A 21224-nucleotide genomic window follows, 5' to 3' on the forward strand; every position below is an offset into this window, starting at 1 on the left:
ATTCCCTCAATTTTCTGGAATTCCAGCAGTTCTTTGTCTTCAGCTTCACTCAAATGTACTCTTAAAGGGGCTGGCACACTATAAATTTTCCTCCATCTACTCGACTAGGCTATTTTACAACTTTTTTTGCCTGCCTACTTAGTTGGTAATTGCATAAATTTATTCTGATAAATTTTGTTGTGATTCGTGTATTTCCCGATTCAATTTTTACCTCCTTTATTGATAATTTAATGTTGTTTATTTTAACATAGTGGGCAGCCGATAGTGCTACGCACCGCTACGCGATTGCTCCCATTAATATTTCCTACAAAAAAATTTGAGTAAAGGGTTAATTTTAAATCAATTTTTGCTATTATTTAGATAATGGGAAAGGTGCGCTCATATATATTCTATGTTATATAGCATAATTTGAGGATAAGACACATAATATTGATATAAATTAATGACAAACACAAACATTTACACCGAGTCGGAAAAAAAACTAATTGCCAAAATCCGGAGTTTGCCTCCAGATAAAGTTTCCTAAATAGTAGATTTTGTGGATTTTTTGTCTCAGCGACAACAACAGCAAAATTTTACTAATTCTATTACTCAACTGTCTGAAGCAGCTTTTCAGAAAATTTGGGATAATCCTGAAGATGATGATTATGACTATTTATAATAGAGTTGTCGCTAAATAGATAGAAAAAATCGCTCAAATTAAGACACAGTAGTAATTCCATACGTTTTGCACTGGAAATTGCTAAAATCCTTACATGATAAGGGTTTAGCAGTTTTTTATAGTTATAAAGCGACAAGTCTAATAAGTAAATTAGAGAAGGGTAAAAATGGGCGCTAAGGATAAATTTCATGCTGTGGTTAGAATTGCTTTGGAAAAGGAGGAATGGCAGATCACCGACGATCCCCTACTACTCGAAGTAGGCGGAACTAAATTTGAAATTGATTTAGGTGCAGAGCAACTATTAGCAGCAGAGCGTGGTGAAGAAAAAATTGCAGTTGAGATTAAAACTTTTTTGAGTGATTCGCCATTGACAGATTACCATAATGCTTTAGGACAGTTCTTGAATTATCGGTTAGCTTTAGAAATTAGTGACCCAACACGAATTTTATATTTAGCAATACCTGTGGTTGCTTATGACACTTTTTTTAGGCGGGAATTTGCACAAATATCCTTAGAAAGGTATGAAATAAAACTAATTATTTATGACCCAATACAGGAGGTAATTGTACAATGGATACCTTAGAATCTTATCGCAATATTATTCAGTCTTTATTAACAGTTTATGCTGCCATCCCCATAGCAAATGGTCAAATAGATTGTTACACGGTTTTTGATACAAAACAAGACCATTATATGGTTATGAATGTAGGATGGGATGGTTATCGGCGAGCTTATGGTTGTGTTTTACATTTGGATATAAAAGGAGAAAAGATTTGGATAGAGCAAAATATGACTGAAATGAGAATTGCTCAAAAACTTGTGGAGCGAGGAGTACCAAAAGAAGATATTGTTCTGGGATTTCAAGCTCCTGAAATGCGGGAATATACTGATTATGGAGTTGCTTAATTGAGGAAAAGAAAAGCTAGACACAGATTCGGGCACGGATAAACGGATTAATCATTTGACATCATCCGTGCATCCGTGGCAAAATCCGTGTCTAGCTCTGTTGTTGTTGCCGACAAACTTCAAAATTTTCTCGCACAATTTTAGTATTAGGATGTTCCTCACCTAATGTTTCTTCAAACATATCCAATGCTTGTTCAAACAAAGGTTCCGCTGCTTCGTATTTCCCTTGAGAACTATGTAATAAAGCCAGGTTATTGAGGTAGGTAGCGTGTTTTAGATCATTTTCTGGCAGGGCGATCTTGGTGATTTTTATTGCTTGTTGGAACAAAGGTTCCGCTGCTTCATATTCCCCTTGAGAACTATATAATAAAGCCAGGTTGTTGAGGTGAATGACAATATCTGGATGATTTTCTGGTAGAGCGATTTTGGTGATTTCGATGGCTTTTTGAAACAAAGGTTCCGCTGGTTTGTATTTCCCTTGAGAACTATATAATAAAGCCAGGTTATTGAGATAGGTGGCGCGTTTTGGATGATTTTCTGCTATTTCTTTACCCTTCTCTAACCAAGGTTGTGCCTGTAAATAAAATCCTTGACCTTCATAGAAAGAACCTAGCCTAATAAAAGGAGTAATCAAATCATCATAACTCAAATACTCAGTCAAGTTTGCTGCCACTTCTGTAATATGGGGAATATTAACCTCAACTTCCTTAACTTGCTCCAGTGTAATGTCATCAGGAATTTCCCTCGCCGCCTCCGCCACCACCCGACAAAAACTACGTTTCCATTCCTCCACAGAGTCAAACTGCTGCAACTTACCCACCATAAACTTTCTAATAAGAGGGTGTAACTGATAGATATCTTCATCCTTTCGTTCCAGCAAATTTAAATTCAACAACACATCATCTCGTATCTCCTCCAAATCTTCCTGCTCCACTTGTGACAAACACTCTTCCACTTTGGGGAAGCTTACTCACAAGTATTACCCAGTAAGCTTCACCGTGCGGTTGGCCAAGAAACTAGTTATACAAATTATATTGAACGATTCAATCATACTTGACGTCAAAGAGTTTCCCGCTGAGTACGTAAAACTTGATCATTCTCAAAATCTCTCGACAATCATATTGGTGCAATTTGGTATTTTGTTGATCACTATAATGCTAGTTTACTCACTTAAATCATTACTATGCATTACTACCTTCAAATTAAAAGACCCCAAGAATCAGAAACTGAAGAAAACTTTCTCCTGTTTGGAAGAAAACTTTCTCCTGTTTGTTTGATGTTCCTTGGATGGGGAAGAATTCTCTTTATGCCTCAACTAGTGAACCGAGTAGTTATAAGAATTACTACTCCGATAATTCAGGTTTACATAAAACCAAGCAATACAAGGCTGATGATGGTGAGCAAGAAATCATTGTTACCTATGATTATTTGAGTGGGAAGCATACATATCCTGAAACCAATGATAGTTTATTCTTCTACAGTTCTCTCGTTGTGATTCGTGATCAGGCATAACTATAAATCCTAGTGTGATCGCATATCTTGTAGGTTGGGTTAGGGATGCTCTAAGTGCGATAGCACTAGCTCTGCTGCAAGCAGAACGCAAATATCGTAGGGCGAGCAAAGAGTTGGCAACAGCGCAACCCTACAGATACTTGGAGGTTGTTAGGTTAACCGATAAACCCAAGCTACAAAGTGCTGTTGCCTGCCCATATCAGTATAACTACACCTTTTCAACTACCACCACAGGAATTAAACTCTTTTCCAAAACAGCTTGAGAAACCGACCCAACTAACACATTCTCCCATAAACGATCCCCTCTTTTCCCCAGAACTATTTCTGCTACTCCATACTGTTGTGCAACAGAAACTATTTCCTCTGATACCACTCCCGCAACAGTTATAAACCGATACCGAATATCTGCCAAAAGTTGCTTTGTTTGCAGTTGCAGTTGCTCAATACTTTCCCCATCCTCAGACTGAATAACGTGCAACACCACAACTTCCCCATCACAACGTCTCGCTAACTCGGCAACTTTTAACAACACATCCACAGCAAGGGGTGAAGTATCAACGGCAGCTAATAAAACAATACGACGAGCGATCGCTACCTTGGTTGGATCGACTTCTCCCTTGCGTAGTAGTTTGGGTGCAAAGGTAGGTATTGCCCAAGCTCCTAGAGGTGCTGTGACTAATATTGATAGGGCAGCGATAGCCAAAATTGTTTCTCCTCCCTCAATACCTGCTGCTAGAGGAATAGCTCCAATGGCAGCTTGTACCGTTGCTTTAGCAGAATTTCCGGGGAGTAAAAATAAACGTTCTCGCCAATTCCAATTACTACCTAAAGTGGAGAGATACCAACCTAGCATTCGCCCGACTAAAGTACCGACTGCTAAAATTAACAACCCTACCAACAAGACATTTTCCAATATTTGCAACGGGATACTAGCACCGAGTAACACAAACAAAATTATTTGCGCCACCACCCACAAAGTATCAAAACTATTTCGCAACCGTCGCGCCAGAGGTGCATCAAATTCGATGACAAAAAATCCTGTTGCCATAACTGCCAAATAACCAGAAAATATGGGAAATTTTTCTGCTAAGACGACTAACAATAGAGCTAGACCTGCTGCCACTAAAGTATCCTGGGTGGCATTTTGAGTCCAATTTTGTTTGACTAACAGCAATACTAATATTCGCGCCGTCAGCAAACCGGCGATAACTCCGAGAATAATTTGTAAAATTACTTGAAATGGTAATAGTTGTAATGCGCTGAGAGTGATACCACCAGGTAAAGTTACAGTAGTTGCTCCTTGGGATAAAAATGCCAGCAAAAGGCTAAAAATCAACAACAGCAAAACATCTGACAAAGCACTACCTGTCAAAATTGCATCAGGAATACCTTTAGCTACACCCCAACCCAAACTTTTGAGGCGCAACATTCCGGGAACGATAACTGCTGGAGACTCAGCACCGATGATGCAACCTAATAACAACCCAGTGGCAAAGTCAAACTGAAGTAATAACATTGCTACTAGAGCAATAACAATAGCTTCACAGGTTGCAGGGAGAAAACCTAACCGTATCGCAACACTTCCCTGTTGTGCTAATTTTTCTCGGTCTAACCCTAACCCTGCTTTCATCAAAATTACCATAACGGCGATCGTGCGTAGGGAGTCAGCAGCTTGCAAAATACTAGAGTCGATGGTATTGCTAATTTGAGGACCTAATAATATTCCGACTAACACCATTCCCACCAGTGGCGGTGCTTTTAATCTTGAGGCTATTTGTCCGACAAAAAAGCCTATTAATAATATCCAAATAATACTTTCTAACATAAGAAGGAAGAGGGAAGAAGGAAGAGGAAAGAAGGAATTTAGTACTAATTTAATGTACTATAAAACAATTAGTTAATCAAGTCATCTAGATGCCTTAAATTGTGTAAAATCACTTTTTCTTGTATAATTATTTAGGACTTACGCAGATAAACTATAGATAAACTATATATAGCTCTTAAAACTATTGTCCAACAGTAGTTAAACTCTATACATAGTGCCTTTGCGTAAGTCCTGATTATTGATATTTTTAACAATTTTTTTTATAACTAATGAAAAAATATAATGAATAACCCCAAAGAAGATTATAGAAAAACGTTTCTGGAATTAGAAAAAGCAGCATCAAAATTTTGGCCGACAGAATTAGCTGAAATGGAAGCAGAGTTAAGTATAATTCCATTATTGTTAAAAACACAAGAGCAATTTATTAATATCTTAAGCATTGATGTATTAGAATTAGAGGACTTATTTACAATAGTAAACTCTTCAGCTTTGTCAGGAAACTTATTTGTTAAGCATTTGGTTATTCTGGCTGACTTTGGGGGAGAAATGCTCAAACGTATAAGTAAAGAATTTAAAAGTTTGTTTCCTAATGAAGAAATGAAATATTACTGGAAAAGTAGTCAGTGAATTTATAAGTTTCAAGCCTTACCTACAAAAACTTTAAGTAATCAAACTCTTAAAATTAATGGAAAATATCTTTTTGTAAAATATTCTTTAGATGAAAGACAAAAAGATGCTATTGCACTTCTTTTATTTGGAAATTCCTATAAGAATGCTAATCAAGAAATTGCTTAAATTTTAGCAAGATGTGAAATTGGTGATTATTTTGGTAAATCCAGTAAATTAGATAGTTTTATTAAGCAGCGATATATTTGGGTTAGTCGTATTACAGGAGGTGCAAAATCTAATGCTTTAGGTCATCTAGCACAAAAGTTTGTTGCTCAGTATATAAAAGATGAAATTGGAATCATTGGAATTGAAGTAAAATCTGATGCTACCTTAGCTAATGTAACTCATACTGACGAAACTACAGGACGTTTAACTTCATTTGATATTATAGTCACAAAAAACCAGAAATATGTAGCTATAGAAGTAAGCTTTCAAGTAACTACTAATAGTGTTATTGAACGTAAAGGAGGAGAAGCAAAAGCTCGTTATGAACAAGTTGAAACAGCAGGTCACAAAATTGCTTATGTTATAGATGGAGCAGGAAACTTTGAAAGACAGTCAGCATTACAAACAATTTGTTTGCATAGCCATTGCACTGTGGCATTTTCTAAAAATGAGTTGTCAATTCTTTGTGATTTTTTGAGAGATTACTTAGAAAACAATAATGGTTGAAAAAAACTGGACAATTTATATACTATTTATAACAAATATAAAATGACAAAAATTCGCTTTATCGATCTATTTGCTGGCATTGGTGGAATGAGATTAGGTTTTGAACAAGCTGCCAAATATTTAAACATTGAAACTGAATGTGTATTAAGTAGTGAAATAAATTCTGACACTGGTTTAGTTTATGAAAAAAATTTTGCTGAATTTCCTTTAGGAGATATCCGCCAAATTGAAAAGTTACCACCCCATGAGATATTATTAGCAGGATTTCCTTGTCAATCTTTTTCTTCTGCTGGAAAAAAAAGCCGGATTTGGGGATACTAGAGGTACGCTTTTTTTTGAGATTACCAGATTAATAGATACATATAAACCCCAAGCTTTTATATTTGAAAATGTTCGTGGTTTGCTGACTAATGATCAAGGTAGAACAATTGAAACTATTAAATATGAAATTCAAAGCAGAGGCTACAGTTTTGACATATTTTTATTGAATAGCGCGAATTTTAATTTACCCCAAAATCGTCTCCGAGTTTATATCTTGGGAGTTTTAGATAGTAGGCCAAAATTTAATTTAATTTCTGACCTTGGTCTGAAAGATTCTCATTCTTATCACCCACAACAATTGTCTTTATTTTATCCTCTGAAAAAATCTATAACTGTGGCAGATATTTTGGAAGATAATCCAGATGAAAAATTATATTTTTCGGAAAAATTTGTGGCAGCATTAAAACAGAGATTAAATGGAGATTTAAGTAAATTATATGGCATGAGATTAATTGATTATCGCGGTGGAAATTCTATTCATTCTTGGGAGTTGGGATTGAGAGGAGAATGCAGTGCTGAGGAAATAGAATTAATGAACTGTTTGATTTTGAAACGGAGAAATAGTCAATTTGGTAAACATCAAGATGGTAAATTGTTGAGCAAGGAGCAAATAGCTAGTTTTTTTACTAATCCTCAGTTAGAAAAATTGCTCAATTCTTTAGTTAGTAAAAATTATCTGCAAATAGTTGAGTCAAAATATAAACCAGTATCAGGAAACTTTTCTTTTGAAGTCTACAAGTTTTTAGACCCAGATAAAATTGCTGTAACTTTAGTGGCAAGTGATGCCAATAGATTAGGTATTTATCATCAAAATAGAGTTAGGAAAATTACTCCTAGGGAAGCAGCAAGATTACAAGGTTTTCCTGATGATTTTATTTTGCACCACAATGATAATAAGGCTTATTATCAACTGGGTAATTCTGTAAGTATTAATGTAGTTAAAGCCGTAGCTCAAGAATTAATGTTGAACATATCCAGAAAATAGGCAACAGGGAACAGGGAACAGGGAACAGGGAACCCACCCCTCGCCCCTCCCCCTCCCAGGAGGGGAGTAATTGATAATTCATGGATAATAATTGATTTTATTTTTGATTTAGGGAATAGGGAACAGGGAACAGGGAACCCACCCCTCGCCCCTCCCCCTCCCAGGAGGGGAGTAATTGATAATTTATGGATAATAATTGATTTTATTTTTGATTTAGGGAATAGGGAAAAGGGAATAGGGAACAGGGAGGAATAATTGATAATTTATGGATAATAATTGATTTTATTTTTGATTTTTGGAGATTTATATTGAACATAAATTAAAAAGATGATAAATTAGAAAAGTTAAATGATAAAAAAAGGATAAAAAGAATGGAAAATGTCCTAGAATCGAAAGAACAACAATTAGCAATAATAGAAGCAAATGCTGAAAAAATAGCAGCGATCGCCCATCAAGGATATCACCTACTTTCCGAAAAAGGCACGGTAATAATTTTTAGACAGTTAGAAGAAAATAGTACGGTTTTAGCAGACTGGCAAGTTAAGTTTAAACCGATGAGTCAAATAGGAACAATGATTAGTGATTGGCAACAAGCTGGTTTAGGAAATTTGATTGATAATTATAATCCAAAAGTTGCTGTGGTCTGTACTTTTTTATATCCAAATGGCAGTCATACCAGTTATCATTTTCAGATGGAATAAGCAATAATTTATTAGTTTTTCGGAAAAACAAGTTATTTATTTAAAATTATTAACTATTACCATTTTTTGGAGATTTATAAAATATATATAGCAGATTGCAGATATATAAGGTACAAATATTAATGATCTTTGTAGTGCGCGTATCTTGCCCGCAACATATGTACCTCACTGATATGAAAGATGCTGTATATAGGAATATAGGATAAGAAAAAATTTATAAAAGATTGATGATTTGACAAAAAAAATTAAAGCAAGCTATTTGTGTACTTTATTAATAGTTTGGAATTAAACTAACTCCTGATATCAAGTCTCATTAATTAGACGTAGGGTGCATCTCATATTTATTTGCAAAAATATTAATGTCGTAGGTTGGTTTGAGGCACGCTCTTCGGAGCTTATCCGTAGGATAAACCCAACAAATAGATGTTATTAACGTTGCAATTGTTGGGTTTCCTAACGTCAACCCAACCTACGAAGATCAAAAGTGAGATGTGCTCTTAGACATAATAAAAATGTTCTTCTCAATTATCTTGAAACCCATATCTCGTACTTCATAATGTAAGACAAAAAGATACATGAATCGCGACCGGAATTTCAGCCCATAATTTCAGTTTTTTGTTGATGGATTTCAAGTATAGCAATGTGCGCTGACATATTTACAAATTACAAGAACTGTCCAATAGCTAAAAGTCTTATATTATCGGTTTTTTATTCCCCCAGATGAGCTGTTGCCTGTTGCCTGTTGCCTGCGCACAGCGCTATAATTTTGAGCCTGAGTAACTGTATCAAATCCAGTTTTTTCTAACTATTTTACTAGCTTTAATGCTGTCTTTTTTTCTCGATTATCTACTCCTAATTTTTGTTAATTAGGGTTTGCTGATTAAATATAAAAGCATTGATATATAAAGGTTTTAGCCTTTTTTAGTTAAAAAAAGTCCAAGCTTTTAGGTCGTAATGGTTCAAAAAATTAGTATTTTAGGCGCATAGTTGCGCAGAAAAATCAAGGGACTATTCTTCCTACTAACTCCTCTATAATTCCCATTTCTCCTGTCTCCTGTCTCCTGTCTCCTGACTCCTACCCTCACCCATAAGACTTTTTCAGCAAACCCTAATTATTTCCACAATTCCTATCTCATCAATTAGTCCTGCTACTATTCCTAAGTGGTCGATATTTTGAACTGTTATTTCTTCAATTAAAGACACTTTTTTAAATAGTAAATAACTTAGCGAGGAGTCAGAACTCAGGAGTCAGAACTCAGGAGGGAAGAAAGAAAGAAGGAACAAAAGTAAAGATAATTTCAGTATTTCTTCAGTACTATTTGAACTTTTCTTTCCCTTCAGACTTCTGCCCTCTGCCTTCCTTGTATAAGTATTCAACCAGACATAATATTACTCTCAGTTTCAATCTGTCGCACCACAGTCAACGCTGAATAAGACACTCCTGCCGTACCCTCTCCTGGATGAGTTGAATCTCCTACCAACCATAAATCCTGAATGGGAGTACGATTGGCAAATCCAAAAGGTCCGAAAGTTGAAAGACGCTGACCGACACCACCGACAACACCTTCATCTCGTGCCGTAAATTTAACAAAAGTACGAGGTGTAGCCGCTTCTTGATGAACTATTGTTTCTGGTTTTAAATAAAAATATTCACTCAAACGAGCGATCGCCTCCTCTGCATATTGCTGCTTCAACCCCTGATAATCTTTGCAATGTCTCCAAATTTGAGTATCGGTAAAACTTGAAGCTGTAATTGTTGCTTTACCTGTGGGAGCGCGACCGTCTCCCGGATGACTCACTGATACAAACAAAGAATTATTTTCTCCAATGGGACCGTCATAATTGTAGAAAAACTGCAAATGAGGCGGACAGTTTGGTGGAATAGCACTTTCATCGACTCCCAAATAAACCACAAATGCACCCGATGGTGAGGGGAGTTTATTCACTCGGCGTTTGTAACCGGGTATTGGGTGAGAGGTCTGATTTTCATCTTTCACTAACTTTACTAAGTTTTGCACGGTGACATTAGCCACAATATGGTCGGCAGTTTCTACCCAAGTTTCTCCAGTTTTTTGATTTTTGACTCTGACACCAGTAGCTTTACCCTTATCTATATATATCTGTTCCACAGTATGACCCATCAAGAGTTGTCCTCCGTCTCTTTCTAAAGCTGTAACCAGGCGATCGCTTAACACCTGCATACTTCCCTCAAGATGATACAAACCTTGGGGAGCTTGGGAAACAGCTAAAGCGGTAGCAGCATAAAGTAGAGCTGTTTCCTCTGTACCTACTTGAGAGTAAAGTTTCAGTTGTAAATCCAGAAATGTTTTCAACCGCAAATTATCATTTAAGCCATACAACCGTAACGCATCTGCTACCGTCATCAAAGTAAATGGCACTGTAATCAAAGTATCCAGGCGTACTGCTTTTGCTAACTGCCACATATCCCAGATATTGCGCGGTGGTAAAACTGGGTCTCGCCCTTGAAACTTCCAACTTGCCTTAAATAATTTTGTCATTAGTTGCCAAAATGGTTCGCTACCGGGAAACTGAGAAAGTCTCTCTTGTTGCCATTTTTTTTGGTCGCGCCAAACATTAATAGGTTGAGTTTCTCCTGGTAGAAATACGGCACAGGCAGGGTCGCAGTTGGTAGCCTTCGGAATGTCAATCTCCAACTCAGAGAAAATCCGGTGATGAATACCACCAGTTTCTAAACCTGCTACTTGAGTAGCACCAACATCAAAAGTGAAACCGCGTCGTTTAAAAGTAGAAGCGCAACCACCAGGAACGATCGCTTGGTCGAATATGTGGACTTGATAGCCTCTATGGGCCAGTAATGCTCCTGTTGTTAGGCCACCAACACCTGCACCACATACCACAATTTTTGATTTTTGTATAGTATTTTTAGAGAACATAGAATTTATCTTAATATTTCTTAATTAAATATTAATATAATCTATCATTTGATCGGCTTTTTGGGCAAGGCCAGAACAGAACAAGGAGAAAATGTCTATAAAAAATTAGGCATGATTTTTATGTTAATTGTTATTTATACCTCTTTCAAAGTATTGCTAGTTCAAGTGTAGACAAAAATGTGCAACTCCGTATTCAAGCGGACATGATATGATGACGATCCGAATAAAGGGAAATATTTTTCTCACTGTTCCCTGTTCCCTGTTCCCTGCCTGCTATATAATTTTGTCAAATCATCAATTTACTGGTGGGACTCTAACTATATTTAATTTTGTTACGTTATTCAAGATATCTGGTGCTGCAGTTCTAGGAATACAAACAACATTACCAGCACGCATTTTCTCCAGGCGATCGCCTACCACAGAAATAAGCTGACTAACTCTCCAACGCACTATCTCTCCATACATAGGAATAATCTCAATTTCATCACCCACTTCCACAGACTCAACCAGTTGCAAAACTATATTTTCTGGTGTTGTCTCCATCACAATACCAAGATATTCGTGAGTACCCCTACTACTTTCCAACTGCTTATATACAGAATCATTTCCTGCAGGAATTTCCAATGAAGCAGAAGAATAGTCACGGTGAGGCACAGATTCTAATTCACCACTAATCTGATTCACTAACTCTGGAGTCAACCTCCCTTCTGCATAAGCATCGATCGCTTGACGATAAGATCTACAAGTCATCGCTACATAAAACGATGATTTCATTCGCCCCTCTATTTTCAGAGAACAGATTTGATGCTCAAAAAACGCTCCTACTTGATGAATACCCCATAAATCTTTAGAAGACATAAAAGTAACCGGGCGATCGTCTGTTTTTGCCTCCAACTGATAGGGAAAACGACATGACTGAATACATCCACCACGATTAGAATCTCGACCTGCAGTAAAATTGGAGATTGTACAATTACCAGAAAAAGCCATACACATAGCACCGTGAATAAACATCTCCACATCAATACCAGTTTGTCTACGAATCAACCCACCCTCTGCAACACTGACTTCTCGCCCCACAATTAAACGCTTCACAGCAAATTCTTTCCACATTTGCCCTGCATAAGAATTAAGACAAGATGCTTGAGTCGAGAGATGAATGTCAAGATTAGAACTATTTTTCACTACTCGCAAAACCCCCAAGTCAGAAACAATCACACCATCTACACCAATAGATTCCAGAAATTGACAATATTCGGCTAATCCCTCAAAGTCATCATCGTGGAGAAAAGCGTTCAGAGTCAGATAAACTTTAGCATTATTTTGGTGGGCAAAATTTACTCCGTATTCTAAGTCATAGTCAGAAAAATTATCTGCTCGCGCCCGTAAACCGTATTTTTGCCCTCCCACATAAACAGCATCCGCGCCATAGGTAACAGCAACTTTTAGACGTTCGAGATTTTTAGCAGGAGCTAACAATTCTGGTTTCCACATATTATATATATAGTGATTAACTTAAATATTTTAGCTTGATCGCTCAACTATGGTTTGAAGAATCAGAATCAACGCTATAATTAAAATATAGAGGTTTTGCGGAAATTTTGAACGAACAAAAAACGATAGTGAAACAGCTCGAAACCAAAACCCATCAAGAAATTTTTGATCCCGATAGTGACTGCCAACCAATAGCAGATAATACAGTTCAATTTCGCTGGATAATGGTCATCTACCTTGAAGAAGGAGACAGGAGACAGGAGACAGGAGACAGGAGGAAAATTACATGGGGATTCGCTCCCCCAAGTAATTTTGAACACCCCCGTTGACGGTGGGGTATTAAACCCACAAAGAAAATGATAATCTAGTGTCTAATTGTATCAGTTAATCTACAGGAATTACGCAGTATCGTTACATATAGTGTATAACTTGCTCATTTTTCTGATCCAACCACTATTATTGGTGTCGTTGCGTAAGTCCTGATCTATTTATTAGAGGAATGAAAAAAGCCTAAACTCAAACGAAGTCAACTCAAAAATAATATTACTAATTTTTGCAGCTAGACACTAGCTTCGTAAAATCCTGACATCTTTTTGGCTGACGTTGGTAAATATAAAGATGAATTGAATGCACCAAGAGCTATGGATCGGATAACTGTACTTTTGGATTTTTCACACCGAAAATGGCTTTAAACCCAGTATTAGCAGGAAAAATACCTTAAGTGGCTTAAAATAGCTGAAACCTAGATAGATCAAGAAAACGACTGATTTAATATAAAAATTTTGCGGTATCAGGTTTTGACCTTATTTTTAACCTATTTTTTCCTAAAGTCTAGATAAAATCTCTAAGTACTATAAAGTTGGAGTTTAATTTTCCATGCAATGTCCAGAGTGTCTTATCTCAAATCCGGTTAAACAGTTATAGATTGGTTAACTCAGGAGGAGTCAGGAGTCAAGAGTCAGCAGGAGAAAGAATCACAAAGATTTAGTAGTTATGACGATTGGAGAATTTTTTTATATCCAATTCCCCCGGATTTGATATTAGCAAACATATCCGTAAAAATGGCCATCGAAGACATAAGCAAAACTGCATTTGTGTCTAATGTGGTTACCAGTTTGTTGATTTTTATGATTCACCTGGATATAGTCAGGATATTAAAGCTCCAAATCTCTAGATCTGCTCAAGTATTCCCTCAGACTTTTAATTCATTATCTCAAGTTCGGCGATCTACCTATGTAAACTATGGCTCCACGACTACAGTTGTACCCACCTGTACTTTTTCAAATAAAGCAATCACATCTTCATTCCGCATCCGCACACAACCGTGAGATGCAGCATATCCAATGGATTCTACAGTGGGAGTACCATGAAACCCAATGGTATCTTTTCCATCTGTCCAAAAACCAATCCACCTCAATCCTAAAGCTGTATTTGGCCCTGCTGGCATTACCTCACCCGTCCAGGGGTTTTGCCATTGCGGATTTTCCACCAGTTGAATAACTTCAAATTTACCTGTTGGTGTTTCCCAACCTGGTTTACCCACTGCTACAGGATAACTAGCTATTTCCTCTTCTCCTTCATACACATATACTCGTCGTTCCCCTAAGCGAAGTACCACCTGGATTAACTTTTCTACTTCTATTCTTTCTATTCCCAAATATTTTTGAAAGTCTTTAACAGCACGTTTCAGGTTTGGCATTAAGCCACCAAATGATGAATTAACTGATTCTCCTTCTGTTAGTAAATATTTTTGGAGGTCTTGAACGGGAGGTTGCCACTTTGGCGTCAAATCATCAAATGCTAAATTAGCTTCCTTCTGTGTTTGCTGATTATTATTAGTTGTCTCAGTCGTATAAACAGAAGCTATGGATAACTTTTGACCAGATAATATAATAATTGCTGTAGTTAAGAATATTGCTGTTAAATTATATGCTCCCTTGTTGATTTTTAGCATCGGACTAAGGCATTTATTTGTGGTAGATTCGATCATTTTTCACTCCTCAAAATTAATTATATAGATATTATCAGAAACTAATATTATTAGTAGCTTAATTTATCAATAAACTCTGCTCATATTCTGTTAAGGTTCGACGATGACAGTTGTACCAATTGCTACTTTTTCAAATAGGGCTAGTACATCTTGATTTAACATTCTAACACAACCATGAGAAGCAGCTTGTCCTACTGTTTCTTCGTCGGGTGTTCCATGAAAACCTATATAGTTTGTGCCATCTGTCCAAAAACCAATCCATCTTTCCCCTAAAGGATTTTCTGGACCTGGTGGTATTATTTCTCCAGTAAAAGGATGTTTCCAGGATGGATTTGGAATTTTTTGCATGACTTTATATGTACCTGAAGGAGTCTCCCATCCTTCTCTACCAATAGCAATGGGATAGCTGGTTTTTAATTGCTCGTCTTGATATATATAGACACGGCGATCGCTTAATTTTATGACTAAATAAATATTTTCATTTTGCTGAATATAAAGTTCTTTTAGTATTTTTTTTGTAATCGGTGATTTTGATTTTATTGGAGACTGAATTTCTATTAAGTCTGTAGCATTAGTTGAAGCTTCTTGATTTTCAACAGGAGTTGAAGCATGAGCTTTTCGTTGTAAATAGTTCCAGCTAATGACTATACTTATGCTTAAGAGTATTAACAGATGAAAACCACTAAAAATATTGTGTTTTTGACTACTATTGCTCCATCTAGATAAAGATTTTTTTCTGACTTTTTCATTCATTTAGTCAATCCTTAACTACTGAAAATATGCTGGTTTTTGATTATACAGTAGTTTTTATGATTAGTAGACCACAGTAGAGAGGTTTTATGGAATCTCCCTACAATGGTTTTGGTGTGCGACTATGTGGTTCATCCATTTAAAAATCGCTGTAATATCATGTCCGGTTGAATACTTATAAATAAACGACGGAGTCCTCAGGAGGACTGAGTCAGGAGTCAGGAGGGAAGAAGAAAGAGGAGGAAAAGGAGAAAGTTTTTTTGTTCTATCGCTCATTATCCGGACATGATATAACTGCAAATCCACTACAGCGTTATAGCATATATAGCAGAAAGAAGAAGGCGTTTAGTTATCTACAACAGAAGGAAGGAGGAAAATCAGGCGTTGTCTGAGTTTTCAGCTTTTGATATGTCAAATACATTAATAAGCTGGAAAAACCTATCTTCTCCCTTTAATGGTAAATCTCTTGCCTCTTGAAGAAGGAGACAGGAGACAGGAGACAGGAGACAGGAGGAAAATTACATGGGGATTCGCTCCCCCAAGTAATGCGTGAACACCCCCGTTGACGGTGGGGTATTAAACCCACAAAGAAAATGATAAAAAAGCTGGTTGTTTGGTTCCGATGATTGATTGCTATTGCGCAATAGTTATGTAAACAAATAAGGCAACTTTTAGGGAAGTTGCCATAAATAAATCAAAATTGAATTAACAATTTTCTGCTAATAGTTATAGTTGAGGGAAATGTTACAGAGATCCTATATTTGCCAAACCAAGAATTACACCTGCACCTAAAATGTGACCAAAGCTAGTAGTTGCTAAAACTCCAGCTACACCAAAACCACCGAAAAAGTTAGATCCAGGCATTGCAGGTCCAACGCTAGGATATTTAACTGTAAACTTAGCGAAGGCGATCGCTACAATATTGCAAATAATCATAATTAAAGCAATTTTGGGACTCCAACTAAAAGTATTAGGGCCAACTGCGAGTAAAGTTGAGTAAAGCATTTTTTCTTTTCCTTAATTATATGTAGTCAATCAAAAACCTAAGTGGCATCTTTATACCAGAAAATACAATTATTTTCTCTTCTAGAGTAACTTAGTAATAATTCTTTACAAATCCAGCTTTAGATTTAAGAGGACTCTTACAGAAATTGGGAGTAGGAAACAGTGGAAGGTATCAATAGAGTTTTTGTGATGAAAAAAAATGACTATAGGCATTTCAAAATTTATGGGGTAAACCATAAGCTAGGTGATTTTATTTTATCTGGTTAATTATTGATGAAAAATATTTAAAAGTTAATAAATAGGTGATTTTATTTTTAATAAAAATATAATTAGGGTTTGCTGAAAAAAGTCTTTTTGCTGGGGTAGGAGACAGGAGACAGGAGACAGGAGACAACCCACCCCTAACCCCTCCCAGGAGGGGAGAAATGGGAATTTAGAGGAGATAGGAGCTAAGTTTTGTCCCTTGATTTTTCTGCCCAACTATGAGCCTAAAATACTAACTTTTTGAGCGTGAAGAGCTGAAAACCAGGCACTTTTTAAAGGCCCCAAAAAGGCTAAAACCTTTATCTGTAAATACTTTTAGATTTAATCAGCAAGCCCTAATTACTATAAGAACTGATTTGTAAACTGAGCTGAAATCCCTTTCTAGCATGGGTTTTTCAAAAGTTATGCCCTTGGGGCTTAGATAGTATCAAACCCTTAAAATGTAAAGTATCTATCCTCTTAATATTTACTTTATAAATCAGCTCTAAGAGCAATTGGATAAAATTTTAAATATCAAATTCTTCAGAGGCAAATACATAATTGAAGAAAACATCGCCTCCTTCAGTTTGAAAAAATTCCAGAATAGTTGCATCAAAGGTTTTTTGGTCTTCAAAAATCAACCCATCCAAATCAAAATCTCCAGGCAATTCATTGTCGGTAGTTTTCTTATCTGAATCATTAGGACCTTTAGCATCGGTAGCTGCACCTGTAGTCAGAATAATACCACTATCTATGCTAATACCAGATGATAATCCATTGGTGAAAATTCCAGAAGCACCAGAAGCACCTCAGCTGCTAAAATTACACTTTCTGTAACTTGTTTTTGTTTAAGAAAATCATGTTGTATTTTCCCCAAATAAATCAAGAGAGTTGCTTTTGCTTTCACCAATTCTTGGAACTTTTGAGAATAGCGTTAGATGAATTATTAATTTAACAATCTTTGATGTATACCATGTCCAGATAATTAAGTATAATAAAAATGTTCTATTGAAGCGATCTTGAATGAATATCCCAAATTTCTGCTTCGTTTACAGTGTTAGATATTGAATTTACATCTACGACCTATGACCTACTACCTACTACCTACCATCTAAGAACTTTATTATCACTAATTAAACGGACATGATATTACTTGTTTCCTTGATACTGCATAATTATTACGGGAAGTTTGAAGATTTTTCTAGCTAATTGAGATATACCAAATTTGAACTTTAGAGATTGAGGTAATTCGGTTAAAGAAATAGGTACAAAACCAAAACGACTGTAAAAAGATTCTAATTTTTTCCCCAGACATTCTAGATATAAAGGTTTAGTTGATTGTTGAATCAGATGTTTGGTTAGTATTGTTCCTAAACCACATTTTTGCCAAGATTTGATAACGACTAAACTACCTAACTCTTCTGCATCTTCAAAATTACGCAACTGCCCACAAGCTACTAATTTTTCTTCACATTCAATTACCCAAAATTGTTGCCAAATTAATTGAGTTGGGTCAAGTTTAGCAGTTAAAACTACTTGACGAATAGACCAAATATCTTTGGCAGATGCAGGTCTAAGAGTACAAGAATTTGGCAATAATATTTCTGTCATTTTCACCTCTTTTGATAGCTGATTTATTTGTTGATGATGATTATTCCAGATTGTAACCTTCAGTCAGTTGAGATAAATGCTTTAAAATTTGAAAAACTTGATGCAGATCGTTTCCAGGATTAAGAATATCAAAAAGTCGAGATACAGAATATTGTAAATTATCTCCCTTCATTAGTTTAATAAATCTGAAATTACTGCCATTTATCAATAATCCAAATGTAGGTACTTTTGGAGTCAGATTAGTTAACATATAAAATAATAGTTGAGGCCATGCTACTTCTAGAGAATATTGTGACAGTTTAGCTTCAATAGCAACTACCCAAAAATATTCTTTTAAGACCAAAATATCTATACTTCTCCTAACAATTTGATCCTCATCTTCTATAGCAGAAGTAAGAAGGAAGAAGTAAGAAGGAAGAAGGGGTTTAGTTATCTAGGATAGAAGGTTGATTATTAATATTCTATTTTTTAGATATTCCATAATTCAAGAGTAGTAATTGTAGTTATTGTAGCACAAATTATACTTATTTTTTATACTCAATATGAAAGAGAGGAATATATAAATCTGCCAAATATAATAATGGTACTAATACTAACAAAATGGTAGTATTTTCTAACATTTGATATTTAATATTGTTGAGATAACCAGCTTTTAGTTTATCTAACCCTTGTCTTTCTCAACCATTAATTATTGGTAAATTATCAAGCCATTCTCGAAAAAATTGCTTATATTCAGAAAATTGTAAATTGAATTTAGTTTCAATATCATGTAAAGTTAGGTTTGTAGCTGTAATTGTTTCAAACATAATGAGAATAACTCTTTATTTAGTACATTATTATATAGCAATTCCCAAAAAGCGTGAGGTACGCGCATTCGTTTCTTTTAGGGATCAGGTAGGGACGTTGCATGCAAGGTCTGTACAGAATAGAAAAGAAGAAAAAACTGTATCTCAGTAACTTGAGAAGTAAGCATTCAGCAGTCAGCTATTAGCTAGCCTCCTGCGGAGGAACTACGTTAACAGCTATTGATGATAGGAGGAGGTAAAAGCAATTGAGAAATTTGGATAGAATTAAAACTTACTGTAAAATTACGTTTCTTCATGCTTATATGGAATTATTCATTATTTGCTGATAGCTGACTGCTAAGAGCTGAATGCTTACTTTGAGAAACGCTATATAATCTCAAAAGTTTTGAAATAATCGATCATAAATATTAATTATGCCTTTGACTCCTCTCTCTGAAACAGTAGCAAAAACAAGCCTTAAAAATATTCAACTTATAGCTACTGATATGGATGGTACATTAACTAAAAATGGTGAATTTACTTCTAATCTTTTCCTTAGTTTAGAAAAATTAGCAGCAGCAAAAATTCAGGTATTAATAATTACAGGTCGTTCTGCCGGTTGGGTGCAAGCTATTAAAAATTATCTGCCAGTAGTAGGAGCGATAGCTGAAAATGGAGGTTTCTTTTATCCTAATCATAACGAAGCACCTAAATTTTTAACTTCTATCCCAAATATTAATCTACATAGACAACATTTAGCTGAAGTTTTCCAATACTTAAAAAGTCTATTTCCTCGGATTGAAGAATCTGTTGATAATCAGTTTAGACTCACAGATTTTACTTTTGATATTCAGGACTTAAATTTATCTGAACTGACAAAAATGGCAAAGATTTGTCACTCCAAAGGTTATGGTTTTACCTATAGTACTGTGCAATGTCATATTAAACCTTTAGAACAGGATAAGGCGACGGGTTTATTGCAAGTTTTGTCAGACTATTTTCCGGAATTAACAACAGAAAAAATTCTTACAGTTGGTGATAGTCCTAATGATGAAACTCTGTTTGATGAAGGTAAATTCCCTTTGTCGGTGGGAGTCGCAAATATTCGAGAATATGCGGATAAATTGAATCATCAACCAGTTTATATTACCAGTCAAAAAGAAGCAGAAGGTTTTTGTGAATTGGCAGAATTACTATTAGAAAAAAATTAATTTTCTTCCACCATAAAATCAAGATTTTTTATGCAACACCATTTCAGTTATCAGTTATAATATAGCATTTCTCAGTAAGGGTTAGGTACACTGCTGGAGATTCCCCCTAACCCCCCTTGACAAGGGGGGAAACCGGAAGTCCCCCTTTTTAAGAGGGATTTATGGGGATAGTTGATGTAGCTCACGCCTTGTAAAAAGGGTATCGCGATCGCTCCTCCAGTATCAAAAATTTTTCCTACACACAACTTTCATATTTGTCAAAATCCTATGTTAAGCTGTAAGTGTGAAAAAATGTGGGCGCAAATAGTGTCGTTATTAGTAGTTTCAGGATTTACGCATGAATGCTATTGGTAGGGTGTGTTAGCGACAGCGTAACGCACAAATCCCTATATCTATTGTCAGTGCGTAAGTCCTAAGTAAAAAAACCCTTTATTTTTTAGTCAGACAAAAAGATAATATTCCGCAATACTTTGCGATCGCCCACTCGAACCAAACCATAATTTCAAACCTCCCTATTACAGTAGGTACTGATAACTGATAACTGAAATGACGAATATATCAATTCAATCAGAACCACCACTTTCAGCAAAGCAAACTCTACCCACCATGTACAACCTACCAAGTGAAAATCAGGAGGAACCTGGTTTGCCAGACGAATTTCACTACTTGCAACCAGAGTTGTTGCGCCAAACTTTTCAACCTCACAACTGGTATCCCAATTGATTGTTCTGTGGCAGCGATCTGAATCTTTACTACGATTTTCCGTACCGGAATACTCCGCAAACGCACACATTTAGTGCTGACTGCTGATTGCTTATTTAAAAATAGAACTCAATCTTTGTGAAAAAACTTGAGGAGAACATTCAGTTTCAACTCGCTTCATGGCATTTTTTCTAAGTTTATTCCACAAAGCTGAATCTTGATAAAGTTTGATACATTGTTGAGCAAAATCTACATTATTATCACCA

The 21224-nt window shown here is 35.8% G+C and carries 23 protein-coding genes and 2 pseudogenes; 12 read left to right on the forward strand and 13 right to left on the reverse strand.

Features of this window, described 5'->3' with window-relative positions; all coding sequences use genetic code 11:
* Positions 1-538: 538 nt before the first annotated feature.
* The 3 genes from F6K06_RS30600 to F6K06_RS30610 all read left to right on the forward strand — a co-directional run bounded on the left by F6K06_RS30600 (position 539) and on the right by F6K06_RS30610 (position 1567).
* Positions 539-661 (forward strand): hypothetical protein, encoded by a 123-nt coding sequence (locus F6K06_RS30600; protein WP_275670414.1) that lies wholly within the window; start codon positions 539-541, stop codon positions 659-661.
* A gap of 166 nt (positions 662-827) precedes the next feature.
* Complete coding sequence (locus F6K06_RS30605) at positions 828-1244, forward strand: element excision factor XisH family protein (protein ID WP_124146248.1); 417 nt, start codon at positions 828-830, stop codon at positions 1242-1244.
* Positions 1232-1567: a XisI protein gene (locus F6K06_RS30610; protein ID WP_124146247.1), complete on the forward strand. Its 336-nt coding sequence runs from the start codon at positions 1232-1234 to the stop codon at positions 1565-1567. The genes F6K06_RS30605 and F6K06_RS30610 overlap by 13 nt, the downstream gene beginning before the upstream one ends.
* 91 nt (positions 1568-1658) lie before the next feature.
* On the opposite strand, the gene F6K06_RS30615 is transcribed toward F6K06_RS30610, so the two are convergent.
* Complete coding sequence (locus tag F6K06_RS30615; RefSeq protein ID WP_240039088.1) at positions 1659-2501, reverse strand: tetratricopeptide repeat protein; 843 nt, start codon at positions 2499-2501, stop codon at positions 1659-1661.
* Positions 2502-2836: 335 nt separating this feature from the next.
* On the opposite strand from F6K06_RS30615, the gene F6K06_RS30625 reads away from it, so the two are divergent.
* The gene (locus tag F6K06_RS30625; protein WP_124146245.1) at positions 2837-3079 is read left to right on the forward strand and encodes a hypothetical protein; all 243 of its coding nucleotides are present in this window, start codon (positions 2837-2839) and stop codon (positions 3077-3079) included.
* 208 nt (positions 3080-3287) lie between these two features.
* On the opposite strand, the gene F6K06_RS30630 is transcribed toward F6K06_RS30625, so the two are convergent.
* Entirely contained in the window at positions 3288-4904 is a 1617-nt protein-coding gene (locus F6K06_RS30630) for a sodium:proton antiporter (protein ID WP_124146244.1), read from the reverse strand.
* A gap of 282 nt (positions 4905-5186) precedes the next feature.
* Here F6K06_RS30630 and F6K06_RS30635 point away from each other — a divergent pair, with 282 nt between their 5' ends.
* The 5 genes from F6K06_RS30635 to F6K06_RS30650 all read left to right on the forward strand — a co-directional run bounded on the left by F6K06_RS30635 (position 5187) and on the right by F6K06_RS30650 (position 8252).
* Positions 5187-5531 carry a hypothetical protein gene (locus F6K06_RS30635; protein WP_205127457.1) on the forward strand — a complete coding sequence of 115 codons (345 nt, stop codon included), beginning with the start codon at positions 5187-5189 and terminating at the stop codon, positions 5529-5531.
* 258 nt (positions 5532-5789) lie between these two features.
* Positions 5790-6245 carry a DpnII family type II restriction endonuclease gene (locus F6K06_RS34400; RefSeq protein ID WP_353734917.1) on the forward strand — a complete coding sequence of 152 codons (456 nt, stop codon included), beginning with the start codon at positions 5790-5792 and terminating at the stop codon, positions 6243-6245.
* 42 nt (positions 6246-6287) lie between these two features.
* The gene (locus F6K06_RS30640) at positions 6288-6566 is read left to right on the forward strand and encodes a DNA cytosine methyltransferase (RefSeq protein ID WP_240039083.1); all 279 of its coding nucleotides are present in this window, start codon (positions 6288-6290) and stop codon (positions 6564-6566) included.
* A 31-nt stretch (positions 6567-6597) separates the two neighbouring features.
* Positions 6598-7551, forward strand: coding sequence for a DNA (cytosine-5-)-methyltransferase (gene dcm, locus F6K06_RS30645; protein ID WP_240039087.1), 954 nt, complete (start codon positions 6598-6600; stop codon positions 7549-7551).
* A 371-nt stretch (positions 7552-7922) separates the two neighbouring features.
* Positions 7923-8252, forward strand: a complete 330-nt coding sequence (locus F6K06_RS30650) for a hypothetical protein (protein ID WP_287244460.1) — start codon at positions 7923-7925, stop codon at positions 8250-8252.
* 959 nt (positions 8253-9211) lie between these two features.
* Here the strand turns inward: F6K06_RS30650 and F6K06_RS30655 are convergent.
* The 4 genes and pseudogenes from F6K06_RS30655 to F6K06_RS30670 form a co-directional block, all read right to left on the reverse strand.
* Complete coding sequence (locus tag F6K06_RS30655) at positions 9212-9337, reverse strand: hypothetical protein (RefSeq protein WP_287309005.1); 126 nt, start codon at positions 9335-9337, stop codon at positions 9212-9214.
* Positions 9338-9362: 25 nt separating this feature from the next.
* Positions 9363-9455 (reverse strand): annotated as a pseudogene (locus tag F6K06_RS30660) (DUF4277 domain-containing protein); the annotation flags it as partial.
* 170 nt (positions 9456-9625) lie between these two features.
* Positions 9626-11167: a C-3',4' desaturase CrtD gene (gene crtD / locus F6K06_RS30665; protein ID WP_124146242.1), complete on the reverse strand. Its 1542-nt coding sequence runs from the start codon at positions 11165-11167 to the stop codon at positions 9626-9628.
* A 294-nt stretch (positions 11168-11461) separates the two neighbouring features.
* A complete protein-coding gene (locus tag F6K06_RS30670) occupies positions 11462-12661 on the reverse strand; it encodes a peptidase U32 family protein (RefSeq protein WP_124146241.1) in 1200 nt (399 codons plus the stop codon).
* 107 nt (positions 12662-12768) lie between these two features.
* Here F6K06_RS30670 and F6K06_RS30675 point away from each other — a divergent pair, with 107 nt between their 5' ends.
* Positions 12769-12990, forward strand: a complete 222-nt coding sequence (locus tag F6K06_RS30675; RefSeq protein ID WP_240039082.1) for a hypothetical protein — start codon at positions 12769-12771, stop codon at positions 12988-12990.
* 911 nt (positions 12991-13901) lie between these two features.
* Here the strand turns inward: F6K06_RS30675 and F6K06_RS30680 are convergent.
* From F6K06_RS30680 to F6K06_RS30710, 7 genes and pseudogenes are all read right to left on the reverse strand, one after another.
* Entirely contained in the window at positions 13902-14651 is a 750-nt protein-coding gene (locus tag F6K06_RS30680; RefSeq protein WP_124146240.1) for a L,D-transpeptidase, read from the reverse strand.
* 90 nt (positions 14652-14741) lie between these two features.
* Entirely contained in the window at positions 14742-15173 is a 432-nt protein-coding gene (locus F6K06_RS30685; protein ID WP_375339366.1) for a L,D-transpeptidase, read from the reverse strand.
* A gap of 972 nt (positions 15174-16145) precedes the next feature.
* A complete protein-coding gene (psaK, locus tag F6K06_RS30690; protein ID WP_124146237.1) occupies positions 16146-16406 on the reverse strand; it encodes a photosystem I reaction center subunit PsaK in 261 nt (86 codons plus the stop codon).
* Positions 16407-17185: 779 nt separating this feature from the next.
* Positions 17186-17458 (reverse strand): annotated as a pseudogene (locus tag F6K06_RS30695) (choice-of-anchor L domain-containing protein); the annotation flags it as partial.
* A 340-nt stretch (positions 17459-17798) separates the two neighbouring features.
* Positions 17799-18260 (reverse strand): GNAT family N-acetyltransferase, encoded by a 462-nt coding sequence (locus F6K06_RS30700; protein WP_124146236.1) that lies wholly within the window; start codon positions 18258-18260, stop codon positions 17799-17801.
* 40 nt (positions 18261-18300) lie between these two features.
* Positions 18301-18603 (reverse strand): hypothetical protein, encoded by a 303-nt coding sequence (locus F6K06_RS30705; RefSeq protein WP_124146235.1) that lies wholly within the window; start codon positions 18601-18603, stop codon positions 18301-18303.
* 334 nt (positions 18604-18937) lie between these two features.
* Positions 18938-19066, reverse strand: a complete 129-nt coding sequence (locus F6K06_RS30710; protein ID WP_275670413.1) for a hypothetical protein — start codon at positions 19064-19066, stop codon at positions 18938-18940.
* Positions 19067-19479: 413 nt separating this feature from the next.
* Here F6K06_RS30710 and F6K06_RS30715 point away from each other — a divergent pair, with 413 nt between their 5' ends.
* Entirely contained in the window at positions 19480-20256 is a 777-nt protein-coding gene (locus F6K06_RS30715; RefSeq protein ID WP_124146234.1) for an HAD-IIB family hydrolase, read from the forward strand.
* 546 nt (positions 20257-20802) lie between these two features.
* Positions 20803-20979: a hypothetical protein gene (locus tag F6K06_RS30720; RefSeq protein ID WP_338043219.1), complete on the forward strand. Its 177-nt coding sequence runs from the start codon at positions 20803-20805 to the stop codon at positions 20977-20979.
* Positions 20980-21224 lie beyond the last annotated feature (245 nt).

The organism is Okeania sp. SIO1H4, from assembly GCF_010672695.1.
Classification (GTDB): domain Bacteria; phylum Cyanobacteriota; class Cyanobacteriia; order Cyanobacteriales; family Microcoleaceae; genus Okeania; species Okeania hirsuta.